We start from the raw sequence: 15777 nt of genomic DNA, 5'->3' as shown, positions 1-15777 counted from the left end.
CCCGCCTTTTTCCGTCATTTGGCTGATCTTTTATTCGGTTCTGATATAAACCTTGTGGTCCACCAGGGAGAGGGAATGTATTTTTCCCTTGACGAATTTCTGGTCTCCGAAAATAGAAATCAGGCGGATACCGTTTTCATCGGGCTCCACCTTGTCCACCGCTTCCATGAGCAGGGTTTCCTCACCGTTTTCTTCCATGAGATATGCATTGGCTTCACACATAATCAAAGCTCCTGGATTTAATATGGGTTTAGGGGCTCAGCAGCCCCAAATGGGTATCAATGAGTTCGTCCACCAGCTGGGGAAGGGGGAATCCCGTCACGCCAACGATGGAAATATTTTCCTGGGTCAGGGGCAGCAGCACCTTTTTGGCATCGGACTGGCAGACCGCCTCGGCCATGGCCGGGGTAACCTCTCCCATCATGGCATGGGGCATGATAATGCCCACGGGGCCGATCACCACATCCGCCTTTTTCACGGTCTGGACAATGGCATTATCCCCGGAAGCCCCCTTATTTGCCCTGGCTTTAAGCATTTGGGCCGTGGCAATGGCATTGGTGCCCAGGGCAATCACTTCCACCCGCTCCTCAAAACGATCCTTGAGCCGCTTGATCACGGTGGAACCGATGCCCCCGCCCTGGCCGTCAATCACACAGATTCTTTTCATTCAACTCCTTTTGGCATTAATCCGGGGGTTCGATGAACCGCCGGACCTCTTTCCAGACGGCTGCCGCTACATTTTCAGGGGTATCGTTGCCGTCGATGACGATAACTCTTTCCTCATCCTTCAACCGGTCGAAGGCCTTAAAATAATTGGACCGGACCTGCCTCATAATATCTATTTTTTCGTAGATATCAAGCTTTTCCCTTGCCGCTTTGATCCGTTCCAGGCAGACCTCGGGTTCCACGTCGATAAAAAGGGTGGCATGGGGGCGCAGAATATCCGCATTCAGGCTGTTGGCCCGGATCACCCAGTCCATGTCGATGTACTGGGCATGGTAGGCGTAGGACGAAAAATAATACCGGTCGCAAACCACGATTTTGCCCTCATCCACCCAATGCGTCACCCCGGCCCCTGGGGTTACCAGGTGATCGGTGCGGTCGGCGGCAAAAAGCGAGGCAATGGTCCGCTGGTCCACGGGGACCTCCCCTGACAGCATTTTCCGGATCAGCCGTCCCACGGGCCCGTCCGAGGGTTCAAAGGTGGATACCGCATCTTTGCCCATATCCGCCAGCCGCTGAAACAGGCGCTTGGCCTGGGTGCTCTTTCCGGAGCCGTCTATACCTTCAAAAACCAGAAACCGCCCTTTTGCTCTATTTCCCACACTGCTATCCTTAAATTATCTAAATCTCAAAACTGAACTTATACCAATACGCAACAAACCTGGCAAGCCCGCAGCAATGCGGGCCTGCCAGGTTTATAAATCCCGGGTGGCTGATGATCAGGAATGGCAGGCGTTGCAGCCCACAGGGCCGGCCTTGGGAAGCGCCTCGTCTTTAAGGGTCTTGCCTTCCTTGGCAGCGGCCTTGATCACGGCCTTTCGTTCTTTTGTGGTATCCCTGTGGCAGTCCAGGCAGACATTGTGGTAGGCCGCCAGATAATACATGATATTGTCCGGATTCTTTATGTTCCGGCCGGTGGTGGGTTCAAGCTCTTCATGGCAGCTCATGCAGGATTCCACTTCGCTCTCCCCGTCCCAGTCATGGTGGCAGGACTGGCAGGCAAATTCAAAATGCTGGCCATGGGGAAAATTCACCGGGCCCTTTTTGGCATCCACCTCTTCGGGCGGATTGATCATCAAACTGCCCAGGGGTACGGAAATGCTTTCTTCGGAATTTTCAATGTCGGAATGGGGGTCGGGATGGCATCCGTCGCAGGCGATGGGCCCGGTGACAACATCTTTTATCCCCTGGTCCTTCTGGAGTTTGACTTCCTTGCGGTGGCAGTCCCGGCAGACCTGATGGTAGGCACCGGTCAGGGATTTGACCTTTGGTTCGTCATCGGATGTGGTTCCGGGAATGGAGGCCCAGAGATTTTCATGGCAGCCAGCCGTGGCGCAGCTCTGCACGGGGCTGGATCCGTCCCACTTATGGTGGCAGTCTTTACAGGAATAACCAAAATGAAGAGAGTGGGGAAAGAGAACCGGTGAGCGTTTGGCCTCCCGCTCGGACCCTTCAGGGGCCACAAGCGTCATGGTGCCCGTGGGCAGATCAAGGGTCTGCTGGGGTTCCTGGGCAAAGGCATCGCTGGTGATGAGAAAAATAACAAGGCAAGATACTGCAATGAAAGTACGTTTCATGGTCTCTTCTCTCCAAATATTGGCTGTTATTCTATTTACCGGATGTGACGGTGGTTTGTAGGAATCAACCGTCTATGTCACATATACTACCCCTTTTGCTGATCTAAAATTCTAATTGCCCCTTCTATATTAATTGTTGCTTATAAAATCAACATGTAATCGCTTCAGAAAGGAAAAAAACCGCACTTTTAGGCCCGCAACCACAAAATCCGGAATGCATATGCATACAGTCCGGCCGCAGTCAGGATACTTAAGGGGTGATGAATCAGTGCAACCATGGTAAAGCCGGTAATCACACTGAGCATGGGAAAGAAGTGGTATAAAGGCGCGGGAATCCGTATTTTCATATCGTCCTGCCTTTTATCCGTCGGGTTAATAATGATTAAGATTACCACTTCCCCCAAAGGCCGGCAAGGAGAATTCCCCCAAGAATGGATGCCGGTCGCCCCAGGGTTGCCGGGGCCGGACATCAGATTGTCACCCGCATGGGCCGGGGTTAATGATCGTTGCTGTCCATGGTAACATCGCCCCCCAGTAGCGCTTCCCGGTCCATGACAGCGTTCATCCCCCCATCATTTTCGCGGGAGGATGATTCCGGGAATTCCACGGCCGGGCCGCGATGATTTTTCAACGGTTTTTCGCCATGGATTTTCCCCCGTATCAGGACAAACAGGAATCCGATGAACATGAGCCCCAGAAAAATGGCCAGCCCGAGCAGGGAGTCTGAAATCCCCATGTTCAGAAATCCTCCCATTTTCCGGTTTTCTCGTTCCAGATCTTGAGTTCTCCGGAATCACTGACCACGGCATCCCCCCTTGTCCGCCACTCTTTCGCCTTCTTGGCCCCCACCTTGGCGGTTTTGCCGGCAGCCTTGCCCATCTCTTTCGCACCCGGGGCCGGCATGACCTTGTCTACAAGTTTCCCGATCTTCTGGCTGAGTTTATCCAGGACGCCTGCGGCCTTTTCACCTTTTTTGAGACTCGGCGCCACCTTGTCCAGGCCCTCCTGCTTCTTCCTGTCCGATTTTTTCTTATCTTTCATCGTGTATTGGGTATCGGAACCGATTTTCTTTTTTTTATCCTTTTGATCCCCGGCAGCCAGTGCGGCCGTACATAGAAATACACCGCAGAACAGAATAAGACATATCCATTTGATTCTCTTGTCCATGAAAGCCTCCCCCCTATTCTTTATTCCTGCTGGATTCCTGCAGCGCCTTTTCAAGCCCTTCCAGGTTCGGCCTGGCTGGCCCCGGTTTTATCTGGTATGTCCATTCGGGTTTGACAAGGGCGTGAACCATGACCCAGCCGGTGCTGTCCCACAGGTTGGCCCGCATGCCAAAAGGCCCCTGGTACCGCAGGGTACCGATGGCGGTTTCAAGGGTTTCCCCCTTTTTCCCATTCACCGGTTTGCCGTTTTTCAGCAGAATGCCGTGGCTTCCCTGGGAGCGGCTCCCCTTCTGGGTAATAAAAACGTTGAGGCGCCACCCATCCTTTTCATAAACCACGTCCGCCTTGCCGGTAAAATGCCCGGCCTGTTGTTTTCCCATCCTCTGATGCTGAATCCTGTCCTCTTTTGACACGGGCTCCCCGCCGGCAAAGGCAACAGATACCATCATCGTGCAAAACAAAATGATACCGATACCGGCGTACCGCCCCAGGTTTAGACCTTTCATATTCCCTCTCCTTTCCTTACGCAGCGTCAGTTTGCATCCGCTTTCCCTTGTACATCCAGCGGTTTAGGGCAGAAAATATAACTTTAATTACATAAATAATCAAGTTTTTTGGATCACGGGTACCAGGGCATTCCATAGTAACGCTGGAGGCGCCGACATCTGGACGGTCAGGATCGGTATTCCCCCAATCGGCAGGTCCCCAATTCCTTCCTCGGCCGGAACTCAATAATTCCAGCCGCCGCAACCGTTGCCGGGCCAGGGACAAAGGCCTGCGCACAGATCCGGATGGTCTCAATGCTTTCATCCAGCGCCATTTCCTTTGAAACGGTGCAATGGGGCAGCCAGTTGTCCGGCTGATAAAACGCCCTGGGCGAATATCCCCTTTCAATAAGGTGATCATACAGATCATTCTGGATATCAATCAACCGGCCATTGGGTGATGGAGAAAGGACCACAGCCCCATGCCCGCCCGGAATCAGGGAAATCGCCGGGAAAAGGATCTCAAATGGGTGATGCCGTTTTTCAAGGAACCGGAGAATCCCGGGGATGTCCGCCTTATTAATTGAATCCAGAATAGATATGGCAACATGGGGACGGCTGCCTATTTTCTGCATAATCGAAGGCAGCCCAGATTCTGAAAGAAGCTCCCATAATTTTAAAATTTTTCTTTCAAACCCGGTATCGAAATACAATTCAATTGAATAGGCCATGATTAAGGTCTGCCCTGCTATAATTCGATAACCGTCTTAAAAATCTCCACCGCCTCGCCGGCAATTTTTACCAGCACCGGCGTTTGATTCTCAATGGACACCTGCACCTCTACGGCCCCCTCCCTTCCAATGGCTTCACCCTGCGAGCCAATAAAGGAGAAAGAATCATTTAAAGATCCGGCCAGTCCATTGTGAACCAGGTAGGCGCCCAGGGGACCGTTTGCATTTCCTGTGACGGGATCTTCGCTGATCCCGATGGCCGGGGCGAACATTCTGCCATGACTCTGGACATGTGGATTGTCCAGGGCCAGGACAAAGACGAAATAGCCGCTGCAATCAATCCGCTTGCTCAGTTCTTTCAGCCCATTTAAATCCGGCTTAAGCCCATTAAGCCGTTCCCTGCTTTTTATGCCGATCATTACCTTGGAATGGCCGGTGGATGCAATTTGAATGGGACACCTCACATCCAGATCCCCATCGGACAACCCAAGGGATGAGATGATTTTTTCTTGAATATCCCGGGGCAGCGGCTGGCCGATCTCAATTTCCCCCTGGGTCATCCATATTTTTACCATGTCCCCTGATCGCCGGATTTCAAAGGGAAGCACCCCTATTCTCGTTTTGATGCTCAACACACATGGGGCAAGGTCCTCTTCAATGGCCTTGGCATACATGGCGGCAATGGTTGCATGGCCGCAGGTCGGCACCTCAGTTGTTGGCGTAAAATACCGTATTCGGCCGTCACAGTCATTGCCATCCGGCTGGAACAAAAATGCGGTCTCCGAATTATTCAATTCCCTTGCAATTGTCTGCATCTGGTTGTCAGAGAGCCCGTCCGCATTGACCACGACACCGGCTGGATTGCCCTTGAATTTTGTTCTTGTGAATGCATCTATCTGGTAGACAATATATTTTTCCATTACGAATCCTTTAACGCCATAAGGTCCCACCCCGGATCGCAGGCGTTCGCCTGTAACTTCATTTAGCCCCTATCCGGTAATGCCACCTTTACGTTTGAGGGCCATCATTATCATTTTTTTCCGTTATCCGGCATCGCTTACCATTCTTTTGCAGTTCCCGCACCGTTTAGCGCCCCGAAACAGATTGCTGCTGCAATGGGGGCAGGTATATCGCAGCCTTTCTGCTTCAGCCCATTTTGCATCCCCCAGTTTTTTCCTCTCCGGAACAGAACGTAAAATTTCCGCCTTGCCGGCAGGAATCGGGAAATCGTGAATCTGTCTGCATGGGAATTCATCACAGGAATGGCAGCCATCAATACCTTTTTCTGTGCTACAGGCCCTGATTCCACAGACCCGGCAGTAAACGAACTTCTCATCGGACAGGCAGCCCTTGCATTCAATTTCTTCCGGTTTTACCTTGTAGGCCCCAGCGAGTTTATCCTTCAGTTTCCGGTTCTTGTCCCAGCTTGCGACATATACCCCGCAAACACCGCAATACAGGCCACAGGGCGCATTCAATTCTCTTTTCATTTTCGGTTCCTTGCCACGATTTTATTCGATGCATGAAAATGCGTTTCCACACCGGGATGTTCATCCTCAAAAATATATGATTTCGTTTCGATGATTTCCCAATCCTCATATAATTTGAACAGCTCACCTTCATTTGCAAGTCCTTTGACAAAAGGCTCAATATCCGGTGAAGCGGGAATTCTATTGGTGAAGATCTGCATGATGTGAATACCGCGGCTTTTTGTCTTTTCCTTGGCCTCTAAAATGAATTTTTTCCAGTCTTGTGCGGCGACAAAATGAAGCGTTCCATGGGAGGTGATCACATCATAGTCTTTATTAAAAGAATAATCCCGTAAATCCTGAACCCAGGCAGATACGTTAACACGGTTTTTCACTGCCAGACGATTCAGCTTTTCTATCCCTGCCCCGGAAATATCAAAGGCATCGACAACAAACCCTTTTGAAGCTAAAAATATTGCGTTTTTCCCTTCTCCGCACCCCACATCAAGGACAGCCCCGTTTTTCTCAAACATGGGCCATCTTTCCTGAATGGTCGGATTAGGCGAGATCCCAAATGTCGCCACATCATCAAGCTTGTATGAATCTTCCCAAAACGGTTTATCCATAATTTAACGTCGCTTTGCATCTTAAACAGCATGGCCTGCAAGAAGGGGCCACCTCCCCGTGGGAAATCCCAACAATAAGAATAACAATAATAGACATAATAAGGATCATGAGTATGCCTTATACGGCTGAGCCGGGATTGGTTCAAAGCCGCCTGAAAAAAAAATCCCCGATAACGAGGTTCAGATTAAACATCGCCTGGGGGGAAATTGCAACGATATTCTTTTTCTATTCTCCAATTGCGAAGCAGCGCACTGAAACAAGAGCTGTTCAAATAATTGGGTGCGTATCCGATGATCAGTGGAAAGTAATACCGGTAGAGGAATAGGGTGCCCCCTGCTGCGCTACCGGTACCCGGCTTAATCGGCCTGAACGGTTTCAACAGCGTTCCGGCCGCTGTCTTTGGCCATATACACCCCCTGGTCCGCCGCCTTGATCATTTCGTCCGTCCGCTTTAACTCGGGATGGTTCCAGGCGACGCCGATGCTGACAGAGCCGCGCCACTGGCCGTCCCCGGCGGCCACCCTGAGGGCGGCCACATTGGCCCTGATCGCCTCGGCCAGGTGCATTGCCCCCTTCAGGGATGTATCGGCGCAGATAATAAAAAATTCGTCGCCCCCCAGCCGGCAGACCAAATCATCATTCCGGACGGAATACTCCAATTCCTTGGCCAGCCGGGCCAGGACAATGTCTCCGGCATCGTGGCCGAATCTATCGTTTATGGGCTTGAATTCATCTGCATCAATCATCATGCAGCTCAAGGGGCGGCCCTTTTCCCGGGCAGATTCCCACAGCCGCTGCAGCTGATCCATGGCGAAGCGCCTGTTGCCCAGCCCGGTCAATGTATCTGTCAGGGCCAGGGTCTCAAGATGCCGGTTGGCCTCAACCAGTTCTCTGGTCCGGTCCGCAATTTTTTCCTCAAGGGAGAGATTAAACTCTATGAGCTGCCTATTCCTGCGGGCGACCTGGGTATAGAGATTATTCAGTGCCGTCAGCAGGGCTTCGGTGGGGGCCCGTTCCCTTTTTTCCTCCAGCAGAAAAGCCTCCCGGGGGGTCTTTCCCTTTTTGATCTGCGCAATCTGCCGGGCCGTTTTCTGGTCTGACCCCAGAATATGGTATGCCACCCATTGGATCAGAAATGCAAGCAGGGCCTGGGTGGTTTCAGGGTTTCCCGGTGTGATTTCCCGAATCAGCGCCTGGACGTCCCCCACAAAATTACTGTGCTCGGCACTGTGCTGCACGATGTGCCGGGAATCCATCTTCATCTCAGCCATCAGCCGTTCTTCAGCCTTGAAATGATATAAGGCATAGTCTGCCAGCTCGTCAAAAATGCGTTTAACATGCCCGTCCAGAACTTTATTTTCAGCCAGGGCGGTGCCGAAACGATTTAAAACATCAATCAAATGCCGGTGCTGCTTGTCGACCTCCCCAAGCCCGGTGATAAAATGTTCCCCCCAGACGAAAGATTCCATTTCATCGTCCCCCCTTAATTCTCACCGCCAATTAAATACGCATCGTAATACCTTAGCACGGTGTTTAAATTTTCCCCGGCATATGTCTGGGACAGTGCATCACGAAACGCTTTTGTCGGCCTTAACTGCTTCAGTGCCTCATTAATTTTTATTATAACGGTATTGCCCCACTCATTTTTGGGACACGCCACATAGGCGTAATAATAGGGTGAAATCTCATTGATGGGAATGTTCACAAGCTGGCCTTTTAATTGGGGGAACTCCCGGTTAATCGTTTTTGTAACCACAAAGGGGTATTCCAGGATATAATCCATCCGCTTTTTGGCCAGCATTTTCAAAACGGTCTGTTCGTCAATATACTCCCTTGTGATATTGGATTGGGTTTCATACTGTTTCAGCAGTTGATCAATCTCCATGGAATAAGACCGCTTTGCGATCAACCGGCCTGTGAACTGCCTATTCTTCATGAGTTCAACCAGGGACAATGATTTGGGGAATCCAAGCTTCCGGGCCGTCTCTCTTCTCATGATAATCTGATTGGGCAAGGCGATGCTGATGGGGATGGAAAAGGCGGCGAACATTTCACGCTCCCGGGTTTTAAGGGACATGCAATTGCATACCTTTTCTTCTTTCTCCACCAGGTACCAGAACCTGTTCCAAGGCATTTCCACATTGATATGTCCATAATCCACAAGGGCCTGCTGAAGCAGTTTTAATTGGATACCCCTCTGTCCGCCGGTTATGACCTGCCGGGTGTCGTCCAGCACCATAAAAGGAGGCCAGTGCTTGATTAACCAGGTGATCTTGTCCTTCCCCCACCCGTTAAAAGGGCAACAGAGGCAAAGGACGACCATCCCGACCAATAATTTTGTAATTTTCATGGCACCTCCCAGGACAGCAGCCTGCTTTCCGGCATTTCGCCCATAACCGAATTTTTTAAAAAAATATACCCTATACCGATTTGTGAACTGTTTCTCAAAGAATAACGCCACCATGCCAGGGAATGCAACAAAAATAAACCGCCCCCGTCCCCTTGAAAAAAACCAAAACAGGATATTGACTTTTCCAGGCAAATCTTATAAAAATGGAAGGTTTGTGTAAAATTTGACCAAATATTCAATATTATTTTTACCAAGGTGAATTATGACGTATGATGTGATTATCGTGGGCGGCGGGCCCGCAGGGCTGTTTGCGGCCTACCATTTAAAAGAGCATTCCAACCTCAAGGTGCTGCTCATCGAAAAGGGCAAGGACTCTTTAAAGCGCAAATGCCCCAACAACCGGCTCCAGAAATGCATCCAATGCGACCCATGCAACATTCTTTCCGGTATCGGCGGCGCCGGGCTGTACTCCGACGGCAAGCTTAATTTCATCCCCAGGCTGGGCAAAACAGACCTCACCCAGTTCATGCCCATGGGACAGGCCCAGGCCCTCATCGACGAGACTGAAGAAATCTTCACCCGGTTCGGCATGGATGCCAAGGTTTTCCCCACAAACATGCAGGAAGCCAAACTCGTCCGCAAAGAAGCCAAGCGCTTCGGTATCGACCTGCTCCTGATCAAGCAAAAGCACCTGGGCTCAGATAATCTGCCCAGATATATCGCCGGCATGGCGGAACATATCAAATCCAAGGGTCTTGAAATCCGCACCAAGGAAAACGTAACGGATATCATCGAAAAGGACGGCCGGATCCAGGGCGTGGTCACGGAAAAAGACACCTACAAAGCCGACAACGTCATCCTGGCTCCGGGACGGATCGGTGCCAACTGGGTCTCTACACTGGCCCAGAAATACGGCATTCCTCTAAGCCAGCGGGGCATTGAAGTCGGCGTCCGGGTGGAAGTGCACAATGACATCATGGATGATTTGTGCAATGTGATTTACGACCCCACATTTTTCATCCAGACCCAGACCTATGACGACCAGACCCGGACCTTCTGCACCAACCAGGGCGGATTTGTTGCCCTGGAAAACTATAAGGATTTTGTCTGCGTAAACGGCCACGCCTATTCGGACAAGAAATCCTCAAACACCAACTTTGCATTCCTCTCCAAGGTGGTGCTCACGGAACCGGTCACCGACAATCAGGCCTACGGGGAATCCATAGGGCGCCTTGCCACCATCATCGGCGGGGGCAAACCCATCCTCCAGCGGTTCGGCGACCTGAAACGGGGACGGCGCTCCACCTGGAACCGTATCAATAAGGGCTATATCGAACCCACCATGACCAACGTGGTTCCCGGGGACATTGCCATGGCCCTGCCCGAACGGATCCTGTCCAACCTCATCGAAGGCCTGGAAGGACTGAACCTGGTGGTACCCGGGGTTTCCAACGATGAAACCCTGCTTTATGCCCCGGAAATCAAATTCTTCGCCACCCAGGTGGAAACGGACAACTTCCTGGAAACCCCCATTCAGGGGATGTATGTGGCAGGGGACGGTCCGGGCGTGGCCGGCAACATTGTATCCGCCGCTGCCACCGGGCTGATTCCGGCCAAACGGATTATCGAAAACCAGTAACCGCCGGTACCCAACAATAAAAAAAGCCGTTAAAGTCAGAACTTTAACGGCTTTTTTTGCGTCTGGTCTCTGCTGTTGGCGCTAGTCTTCGGGATAATAAACGGCGCAGGCGTCGTCGGACTCCCAGGCCATCACCCGTGAGACAATGACTTTCTCTTCCAATTCCTTATCCAGGATGGACTGAACCCGCTGGGCAATATAAACGGCAATGCGCTCGGAGGTGGGCTGCCCCCCGTTGAAAGCGGGCAGTTCGTTAAGATATTTATGGTCAAGCTCCCCGTCCACAACGGCCCGGACCGCCCGTTTAATATCACCGAAATCCGCCAGTACCCCTGCGGAATTCAGCGCGTCTCCCCGCACATGCACCTCAACGTACCAATTGTGGCCGTGGAGGTTTTCACATTTCTGCCCCACCATGGCAAGCTGGTGGGCGCCGGCAAACCGGGTTTTAACCTTTAATTCAAACATATATCCGCCTGACCCTGTTCTCTTTACAGGATAAAGTTACAGGTTCTTAAATAGATTTTTCAGTTTGTTGGAAATCTTGTTGGAATCCAGCCGGTCAAACTCTTCCAGCAGTTCTTTCTGCTTGGAGCTGAGCTTGGTGGGGGTTTTGATTATCACCTTGATGATCTGGTCCCCCCGCCTGCCGGACCGCAAAGAGGCGATCCCCTCTCCCCTGAGCCGGAAAGAATCGCCGTACTGGGTGCCTTTGGGAATGGCAAATTTTTCTTCGCCCACCAGGGTGGGCACGGTGATTTCATCCCCCAGGGCCGCCTGGATAAAAGAGATATCTATGGCACAGATGATATCGGTGCCGTCCCGCTGGAAAAACTTATGGGGTTTAACGTTGATAACCACGTACAGATCCCCGGGAGGGCCGTTGGGCGAAGGAGAGGCCTCGCCCTCACCATTGAGGCGGAGTTTGGAGCCCACATCCACGCCGGCCGGAATTTTGACCTGGACCTTGCGGGTGATTTCCATTCGGCCGTTGCCCCGGCATTTGGGACAGGGATTGGGAATGATGGTCCCCCTGCCCTTGCAGTAGGGACAGGTGGTTTTGACCTTAAAAAAGCCCTGGCTCTGGATGAATTGGCCCGTACCCTGGCAGTGGGAACAGGTTTCCGCAGAAGAACCGGGGGCAGCCCCCGACCCGTCGCAGTCGTCGCAGGTGGCCAGCTTTGGAATGGAAATGGTTTTTTCAGTGCCAAAGGCCGCTTCCATGAAGTCGATGGTCATATTGTACCGCAGGTCCGAGCCCCGCTGCACCCGGTTGCCTCCCCGGCCGCCCCGGCCCCCGCCAAAACCGAAAAAATCCTCAAAAATATCCCCGAAGCTTGAAAAGATATCCTCGAACCCGCTGGGTCCGGAATGGCCGGCCCCTTCCAGGCCCTGGTGGCCGAATTGGTCATAAATCTGCCGCTTGTTTTCATCGGTCAGGACCTCGTAGGCCTCTGAAGCCTCCTTGAATTTATCCTCAGCTTCCTTGTTGTCCGGATTTTTATCGGGATGGTACTTGATGGCCAGCTTCCGGTAGGCTTTTTTCAGTACGGCTTTATCCGCATCCCGGTCAACCCCCAGCACCTCGTAATAATCGCGTTTGTCACTCATTTCTTTTCCGCTTGTATTCCAGCTCGTTTATAATTGTGTTTATGCCTGTTGTATGATAGTTTTTCACCCTGCTTTTAACAGAGGTGTTATAAAGTAACATAAAATAACTCAGATTCTCAGGTTGTCAACGATGAATGAAGAACTGGATTTTGTCAAAGAAATGTTTGACAAAATTGCCCCTAAATACGATTTTCTAAACCGGCTGCTGAGCATGCGGCAGGATGTGATGTGGCGCAGGGAAATGGCAAGGGCGGCGAAGCTTGAAAAAGGTGCCAGGGCCCTGGATGTGGCCTGCGGCACCTGTGATGTGGGGCTGGAAATATCCAGACAATTGAAGGACAAAGCGGGCATTATCGGTCTGGATTTTTCCTTGGGCATGCTGGAACTGGGCCGGGAAAAGCTGGCCGCCCAAAACAATGGCACCATAAAACTGATTAACGGGGACGGACTGAACCTTCCCCTGAAAGACAGCCTTTTTGATGCTGGTTTTATTGCCTTCGGCATCCGGAACATCATGGACCGGAAACGGGCCCTTAAAGAATTTTACAGGACGCTGAAACCCGGGGGCCGCCTGGTGGTACTGGAGTTGACCACGCCTGAGCGGGGAATCTTCAGAAAAATCTACCTGGGATATTTCCAAAAAGTCCTCCCCCTGGTCGGCTCCATGTTTTCAAAGCATAACAATGCCTATACCTATCTGCCGGCATCGGTACTGAAATTCCCAGACGCCCCCACATTCTGCAGCATCATGAAATCCGCCGGTTTTTCAGGCATCCGGTTCAAGCCAATGACCCTGGGCATTGTCACCCTCTTTGTGGGGACCAAACCCCGATGAATTTGTAATAAAAAAGTAAATATCCACCATCCCCCTCGCGCCCCCTGCTGCGGAAAACCACCAGGTGCCGGGGGACAAGATAATTTTGATACTTTTGGCCCAAGGGGACTGTCTTGACAAGCAGGCCGGCTTACCCTATAACCTCCTTGCCAAAAATAAACAATGAATACAATGACTAAGATATGAAACATACGCTTTTTCATACGGTGGAGGGCAGACTCCTGATACTCGGGCTTTTCCTTGCTGCCGTTTTTATTCTGCTCACAGGGATTTATGCGGTGGTGGACATCGACACTGCAAAAGTCTTTGTCCTGGTACTGCTGGCCCATTTCGTGGGCAGCCGGGCCGGGGGCATCGGCCTGTGCATCCTTAACGGATTCAGCCCGGCCGCGACCATCGGCTATAATTTCTTTGTGGAAATCCTGATCGTCTGTTTCACCTACAGCGGATTTGTCCTGAGTACCACCAACTACCTGAGGGTGGAATGGATAAACCGGTTCATGGGACGGCTGGCGGGCAAGGCCCTGGAGAAAAAGGATAAGATTGAACGCTGGGGCTGGATCGGTATTTTCAGCTTTGTCATGGCCCCCCTGCCGGTTACCGGCCCGGTCATCGGCTCCATCATCGGATACATGCTCAGGATGCGGCTGGTCAGCAATTTCACAGCCACCGCCCTGGGGACACTCTCGGCCACGGTGATCTGGTGCTACGGATTTGAATTTCTGGAGCAGCGCTTCCAGATGGTCCAGTATATTTTTGCCGTCATCTGTGTGCTGATCATCATCCCCTATCTCAAACCCATCAAACGGTTCATAGAATCCCTGACAAAGGAACACCCGGACCAATAACCCCACAGTCCCCCAAGGCATAAAAAAACAAAAGGCTTCCCCCGCCCCAGCGGTCAGGAAGCCTTTTTTTGTTTTAACGAAAACTTAAAACTGCTTTTGGAGAATGGTCTGCTGCAGACAGTTTACATCATCCCGTTCCGGATACCAGAGGTTGTAGTGCAGCCCCCGGCTTTCCTTGCGCATGAGGGCGGATTTAATGATCAGTTCCGCCACCGTGGCCAGGTTGCGCAGTTCAATGAGGTCGGAGGTGATTTTAAAGTCCCAGTAATACGCATCAATTTCCTGCTGGATATTTTCAATGCGGCGCTGGGCCCGGATCAGCCGCTTGTCCGACCGCACAATGCCCACGTAGTTCCACATGAGCCGCCGGATCTCATCCCAGTTGTGGGTCACCACAATGGCTTCGTCGCTGTCCAGGGTATTGGTCTCGTCCCAGGGATCCAGGGTAACGGTAACCTTGTTGCCGATATTCCTGAATTCCTCCACCGAGGCCCGGCTGGCATTATGGGCGTAGACCAGGGCTTCCAGCAGGGAATTGGAAGCCAGGCGGTTGGCCCCGTGAAGTCCGGTACAGGCGGTTTCACCCACGGCATAGAGGCGCTGGACGTCGGTACGGCCGTTGAGGTCCGTGGCCACCCCTCCGCACATATAGTGGGCCGCCGGCACCACCGGAATGGGCTGTTTGGTGATATCGATGCCGAACTCCAGGCATTTGCCGTGGATATTGGGGAAGCGTTTCCGGATAAAATCCGCATCCTTGTGGGTGATGTCCAGGTATACGGAATCGGCACCTGTTTTCTTCAGTTCATTGTCAATGGCCCGGGCCACCACGTCTCTGCAGGCAAGCTCCTTGTCCGGGGAATAGTCTTCCATGAAACGCCGGCCCTTCTCGTCAATGAGATAGGCCCCTTCCCCCCGGACCGCCTCGGAAACCAGAAAGTTCTTGGCCTCGGGATGGTAGAGGCAGGTGGGATGAAACTGGACAAATTCCATATTGGCGACTGAGGCGCCGGCCCTGTAGGCCATGGCAATGCCGTCCCCGGTGGCGATATCCGGATTTGAGGTATACAGGTAAACCTTGGATGCCCCGCCCGTGGCCAAAAGGGTGATGCCGGCGTAAAAGGTTTCGACTTTCCCGGTATCGTTGTCCAGCACATAGGCCCCGCAGCAGATATTTTCATGCTGGGTCCTGACCAGCCCGCTTCTGATGCTGGTTGAAAAGGTGATCAGGTTCACCGCAATATGGTTTTCCAGGATGGTGATATTTTCATGGGCCTCGACTTGTGCAATAAGGGCGTCCTCAATCTCTTTGCCGGTAAGGTCATGGGCATGGATGATCCGTTTTTGGGAGTGCCCCCCTTCCCGGCCCAGGGAAAATTCATATTTTCCCTTGCCCTCCATATTGAACCGGGCCCCCAGATCCACCAGTTCCCGCATCCGGTCCGGCCCGTTTTCAACCACCATGCGCACCACCTCTTCGGTGCACAAACCGTCCCCGGCCTTGAGGGTATCCTCCACATGGAGGTCAAAGGAATCGGTCTTGCCGAATACCGAGGCCACCCCGCCCTGGGCCAGGGCCGTATTGGTCTTTTGGATTTTTTTCTTGGTTACAATGCTGACACTGCCGTGTTCGGCAACCTTGAGGGCATAGCTTAAACCGGCAATACCGCTGCCGATCACCAAAAAGTCGGTTTTAATCATATTTCGGCGTCTCTC

The 15777-nt window shown here is 52.1% G+C and carries 19 protein-coding genes; 3 read left to right on the top strand and 16 right to left on the bottom strand.

Annotated features, from left to right (window positions below; all coding sequences use genetic code 11):
- Positions 1-30 precede the first annotated feature (30 nt).
- The 13 genes from HUN04_21690 to HUN04_21630 form a co-directional block, all read right to left on the bottom strand.
- Positions 31-222 (bottom strand): CooT family nickel-binding protein, encoded by a 192-nt coding sequence (locus tag HUN04_21690; GenBank protein ID WDP92190.1) that lies wholly within the window; start codon positions 220-222, stop codon positions 31-33.
- Positions 223-250: 28 nt separating this feature from the next.
- Positions 251-667 (bottom strand): DUF3842 family protein, encoded by a 417-nt coding sequence (locus tag HUN04_21685; protein WDP92189.1) that lies wholly within the window; start codon positions 665-667, stop codon positions 251-253.
- Positions 668-683: 16 nt separating this feature from the next.
- Positions 684-1325, bottom strand: coding sequence for a dTMP kinase (gene tmk / locus HUN04_21680; GenBank protein ID WDP92188.1), 642 nt, complete (start codon positions 1323-1325; stop codon positions 684-686).
- A 117-nt stretch (positions 1326-1442) separates the two neighbouring features.
- A complete protein-coding gene (locus tag HUN04_21675; protein ID WDP92187.1) occupies positions 1443-2300 on the bottom strand; it encodes a class III cytochrome C family protein in 858 nt (285 codons plus the stop codon).
- Between the two features lie 496 nt (positions 2301-2796).
- Positions 2797-3036, bottom strand: a complete 240-nt coding sequence (locus tag HUN04_21670; protein ID WDP92186.1) for a hypothetical protein — start codon at positions 3034-3036, stop codon at positions 2797-2799.
- A 2-nt stretch (positions 3037-3038) separates the two neighbouring features.
- Positions 3039-3467 (bottom strand): hypothetical protein, encoded by a 429-nt coding sequence (locus HUN04_21665; protein ID WDP92185.1) that lies wholly within the window; start codon positions 3465-3467, stop codon positions 3039-3041.
- A gap of 13 nt (positions 3468-3480) precedes the next feature.
- Entirely contained in the window at positions 3481-3972 is a 492-nt protein-coding gene (locus HUN04_21660; protein WDP92184.1) for a hypothetical protein, read from the bottom strand.
- A 167-nt stretch (positions 3973-4139) separates the two neighbouring features.
- Entirely contained in the window at positions 4140-4682 is a 543-nt protein-coding gene (locus tag HUN04_21655; protein ID WDP92183.1) for a hypothetical protein, read from the bottom strand.
- 17 nt (positions 4683-4699) lie between these two features.
- The gene (locus HUN04_21650) at positions 4700-5602 is read right to left on the bottom strand and encodes a PhzF family isomerase (protein ID WDP92182.1); all 903 of its coding nucleotides are present in this window, start codon (positions 5600-5602) and stop codon (positions 4700-4702) included.
- 123 nt (positions 5603-5725) lie between these two features.
- Positions 5726-6172, bottom strand: a complete 447-nt coding sequence (locus HUN04_21645; protein ID WDP92181.1) for a DUF3795 domain-containing protein — start codon at positions 6170-6172, stop codon at positions 5726-5728.
- On the bottom strand, positions 6169-6777 hold the full coding sequence (locus HUN04_21640) for a methyltransferase domain-containing protein (GenBank protein ID WDP92180.1): 609 nt from the start codon (positions 6775-6777) through the stop codon (positions 6169-6171). The genes HUN04_21645 and HUN04_21640 overlap by 4 nt, the downstream gene beginning before the upstream one ends.
- Positions 6778-7134: 357 nt before the next feature.
- Complete coding sequence (locus HUN04_21635) at positions 7135-8247, bottom strand: bacteriohemerythrin (GenBank protein WDP92179.1); 1113 nt, start codon at positions 8245-8247, stop codon at positions 7135-7137.
- Positions 8248-8261: 14 nt separating this feature from the next.
- The gene (locus HUN04_21630; GenBank protein WDP92178.1) at positions 8262-9128 is read right to left on the bottom strand and encodes a TIGR02285 family protein; all 867 of its coding nucleotides are present in this window, start codon (positions 9126-9128) and stop codon (positions 8262-8264) included.
- Positions 9129-9390: 262 nt separating this feature from the next.
- On the opposite strand from HUN04_21630, the gene HUN04_21625 reads away from it, so the two are divergent.
- Positions 9391-10767 carry an FAD-dependent oxidoreductase gene (locus HUN04_21625; protein WDP92177.1) on the top strand — a complete coding sequence of 459 codons (1377 nt, stop codon included), beginning with the start codon at positions 9391-9393 and terminating at the stop codon, positions 10765-10767.
- An 81-nt stretch (positions 10768-10848) separates the two neighbouring features.
- On the opposite strand, the gene queD is transcribed toward HUN04_21625, so the two are convergent.
- Positions 10849-11235, bottom strand: coding sequence for a 6-carboxytetrahydropterin synthase QueD (queD, locus tag HUN04_21620; GenBank protein ID WDP92176.1), 387 nt, complete (start codon positions 11233-11235; stop codon positions 10849-10851).
- A 36-nt stretch (positions 11236-11271) separates the two neighbouring features.
- Positions 11272-12378, bottom strand: coding sequence for a molecular chaperone DnaJ (dnaJ, locus tag HUN04_21615; protein ID WDP92175.1), 1107 nt, complete (start codon positions 12376-12378; stop codon positions 11272-11274).
- A gap of 130 nt (positions 12379-12508) precedes the next feature.
- Here dnaJ and ubiE point away from each other — a divergent pair, with 130 nt between their 5' ends.
- Together ubiE and HUN04_21605 are read left to right on the top strand one after the other, a co-directional pair.
- A complete protein-coding gene (ubiE, locus tag HUN04_21610; protein ID WDP92174.1) occupies positions 12509-13213 on the top strand; it encodes a bifunctional demethylmenaquinone methyltransferase/2-methoxy-6-polyprenyl-1,4-benzoquinol methylase UbiE in 705 nt (234 codons plus the stop codon).
- Between the two features lie 182 nt (positions 13214-13395).
- On the top strand, positions 13396-14061 hold the full coding sequence (locus HUN04_21605) for a small multi-drug export protein (GenBank protein ID WDP92173.1): 666 nt from the start codon (positions 13396-13398) through the stop codon (positions 14059-14061).
- 84 nt (positions 14062-14145) lie between these two features.
- Here HUN04_21605 and nadB read toward each other — a convergent pair whose 3' ends face one another.
- Positions 14146-15762, bottom strand: a complete 1617-nt coding sequence (gene nadB / locus HUN04_21600; protein WDP92172.1) for an L-aspartate oxidase — start codon at positions 15760-15762, stop codon at positions 14146-14148.
- Positions 15763-15777 lie beyond the last annotated feature (15 nt).

This window comes from Desulfobacter sp. (genome assembly GCA_028768525.1).
GTDB lineage: Bacteria > Desulfobacterota > Desulfobacteria > Desulfobacterales > Desulfobacteraceae > Desulfobacter.
Note: the sequence above shows the minus strand (reverse complement) of the source record. Positions and strands in the feature narration are given on the sequence as shown.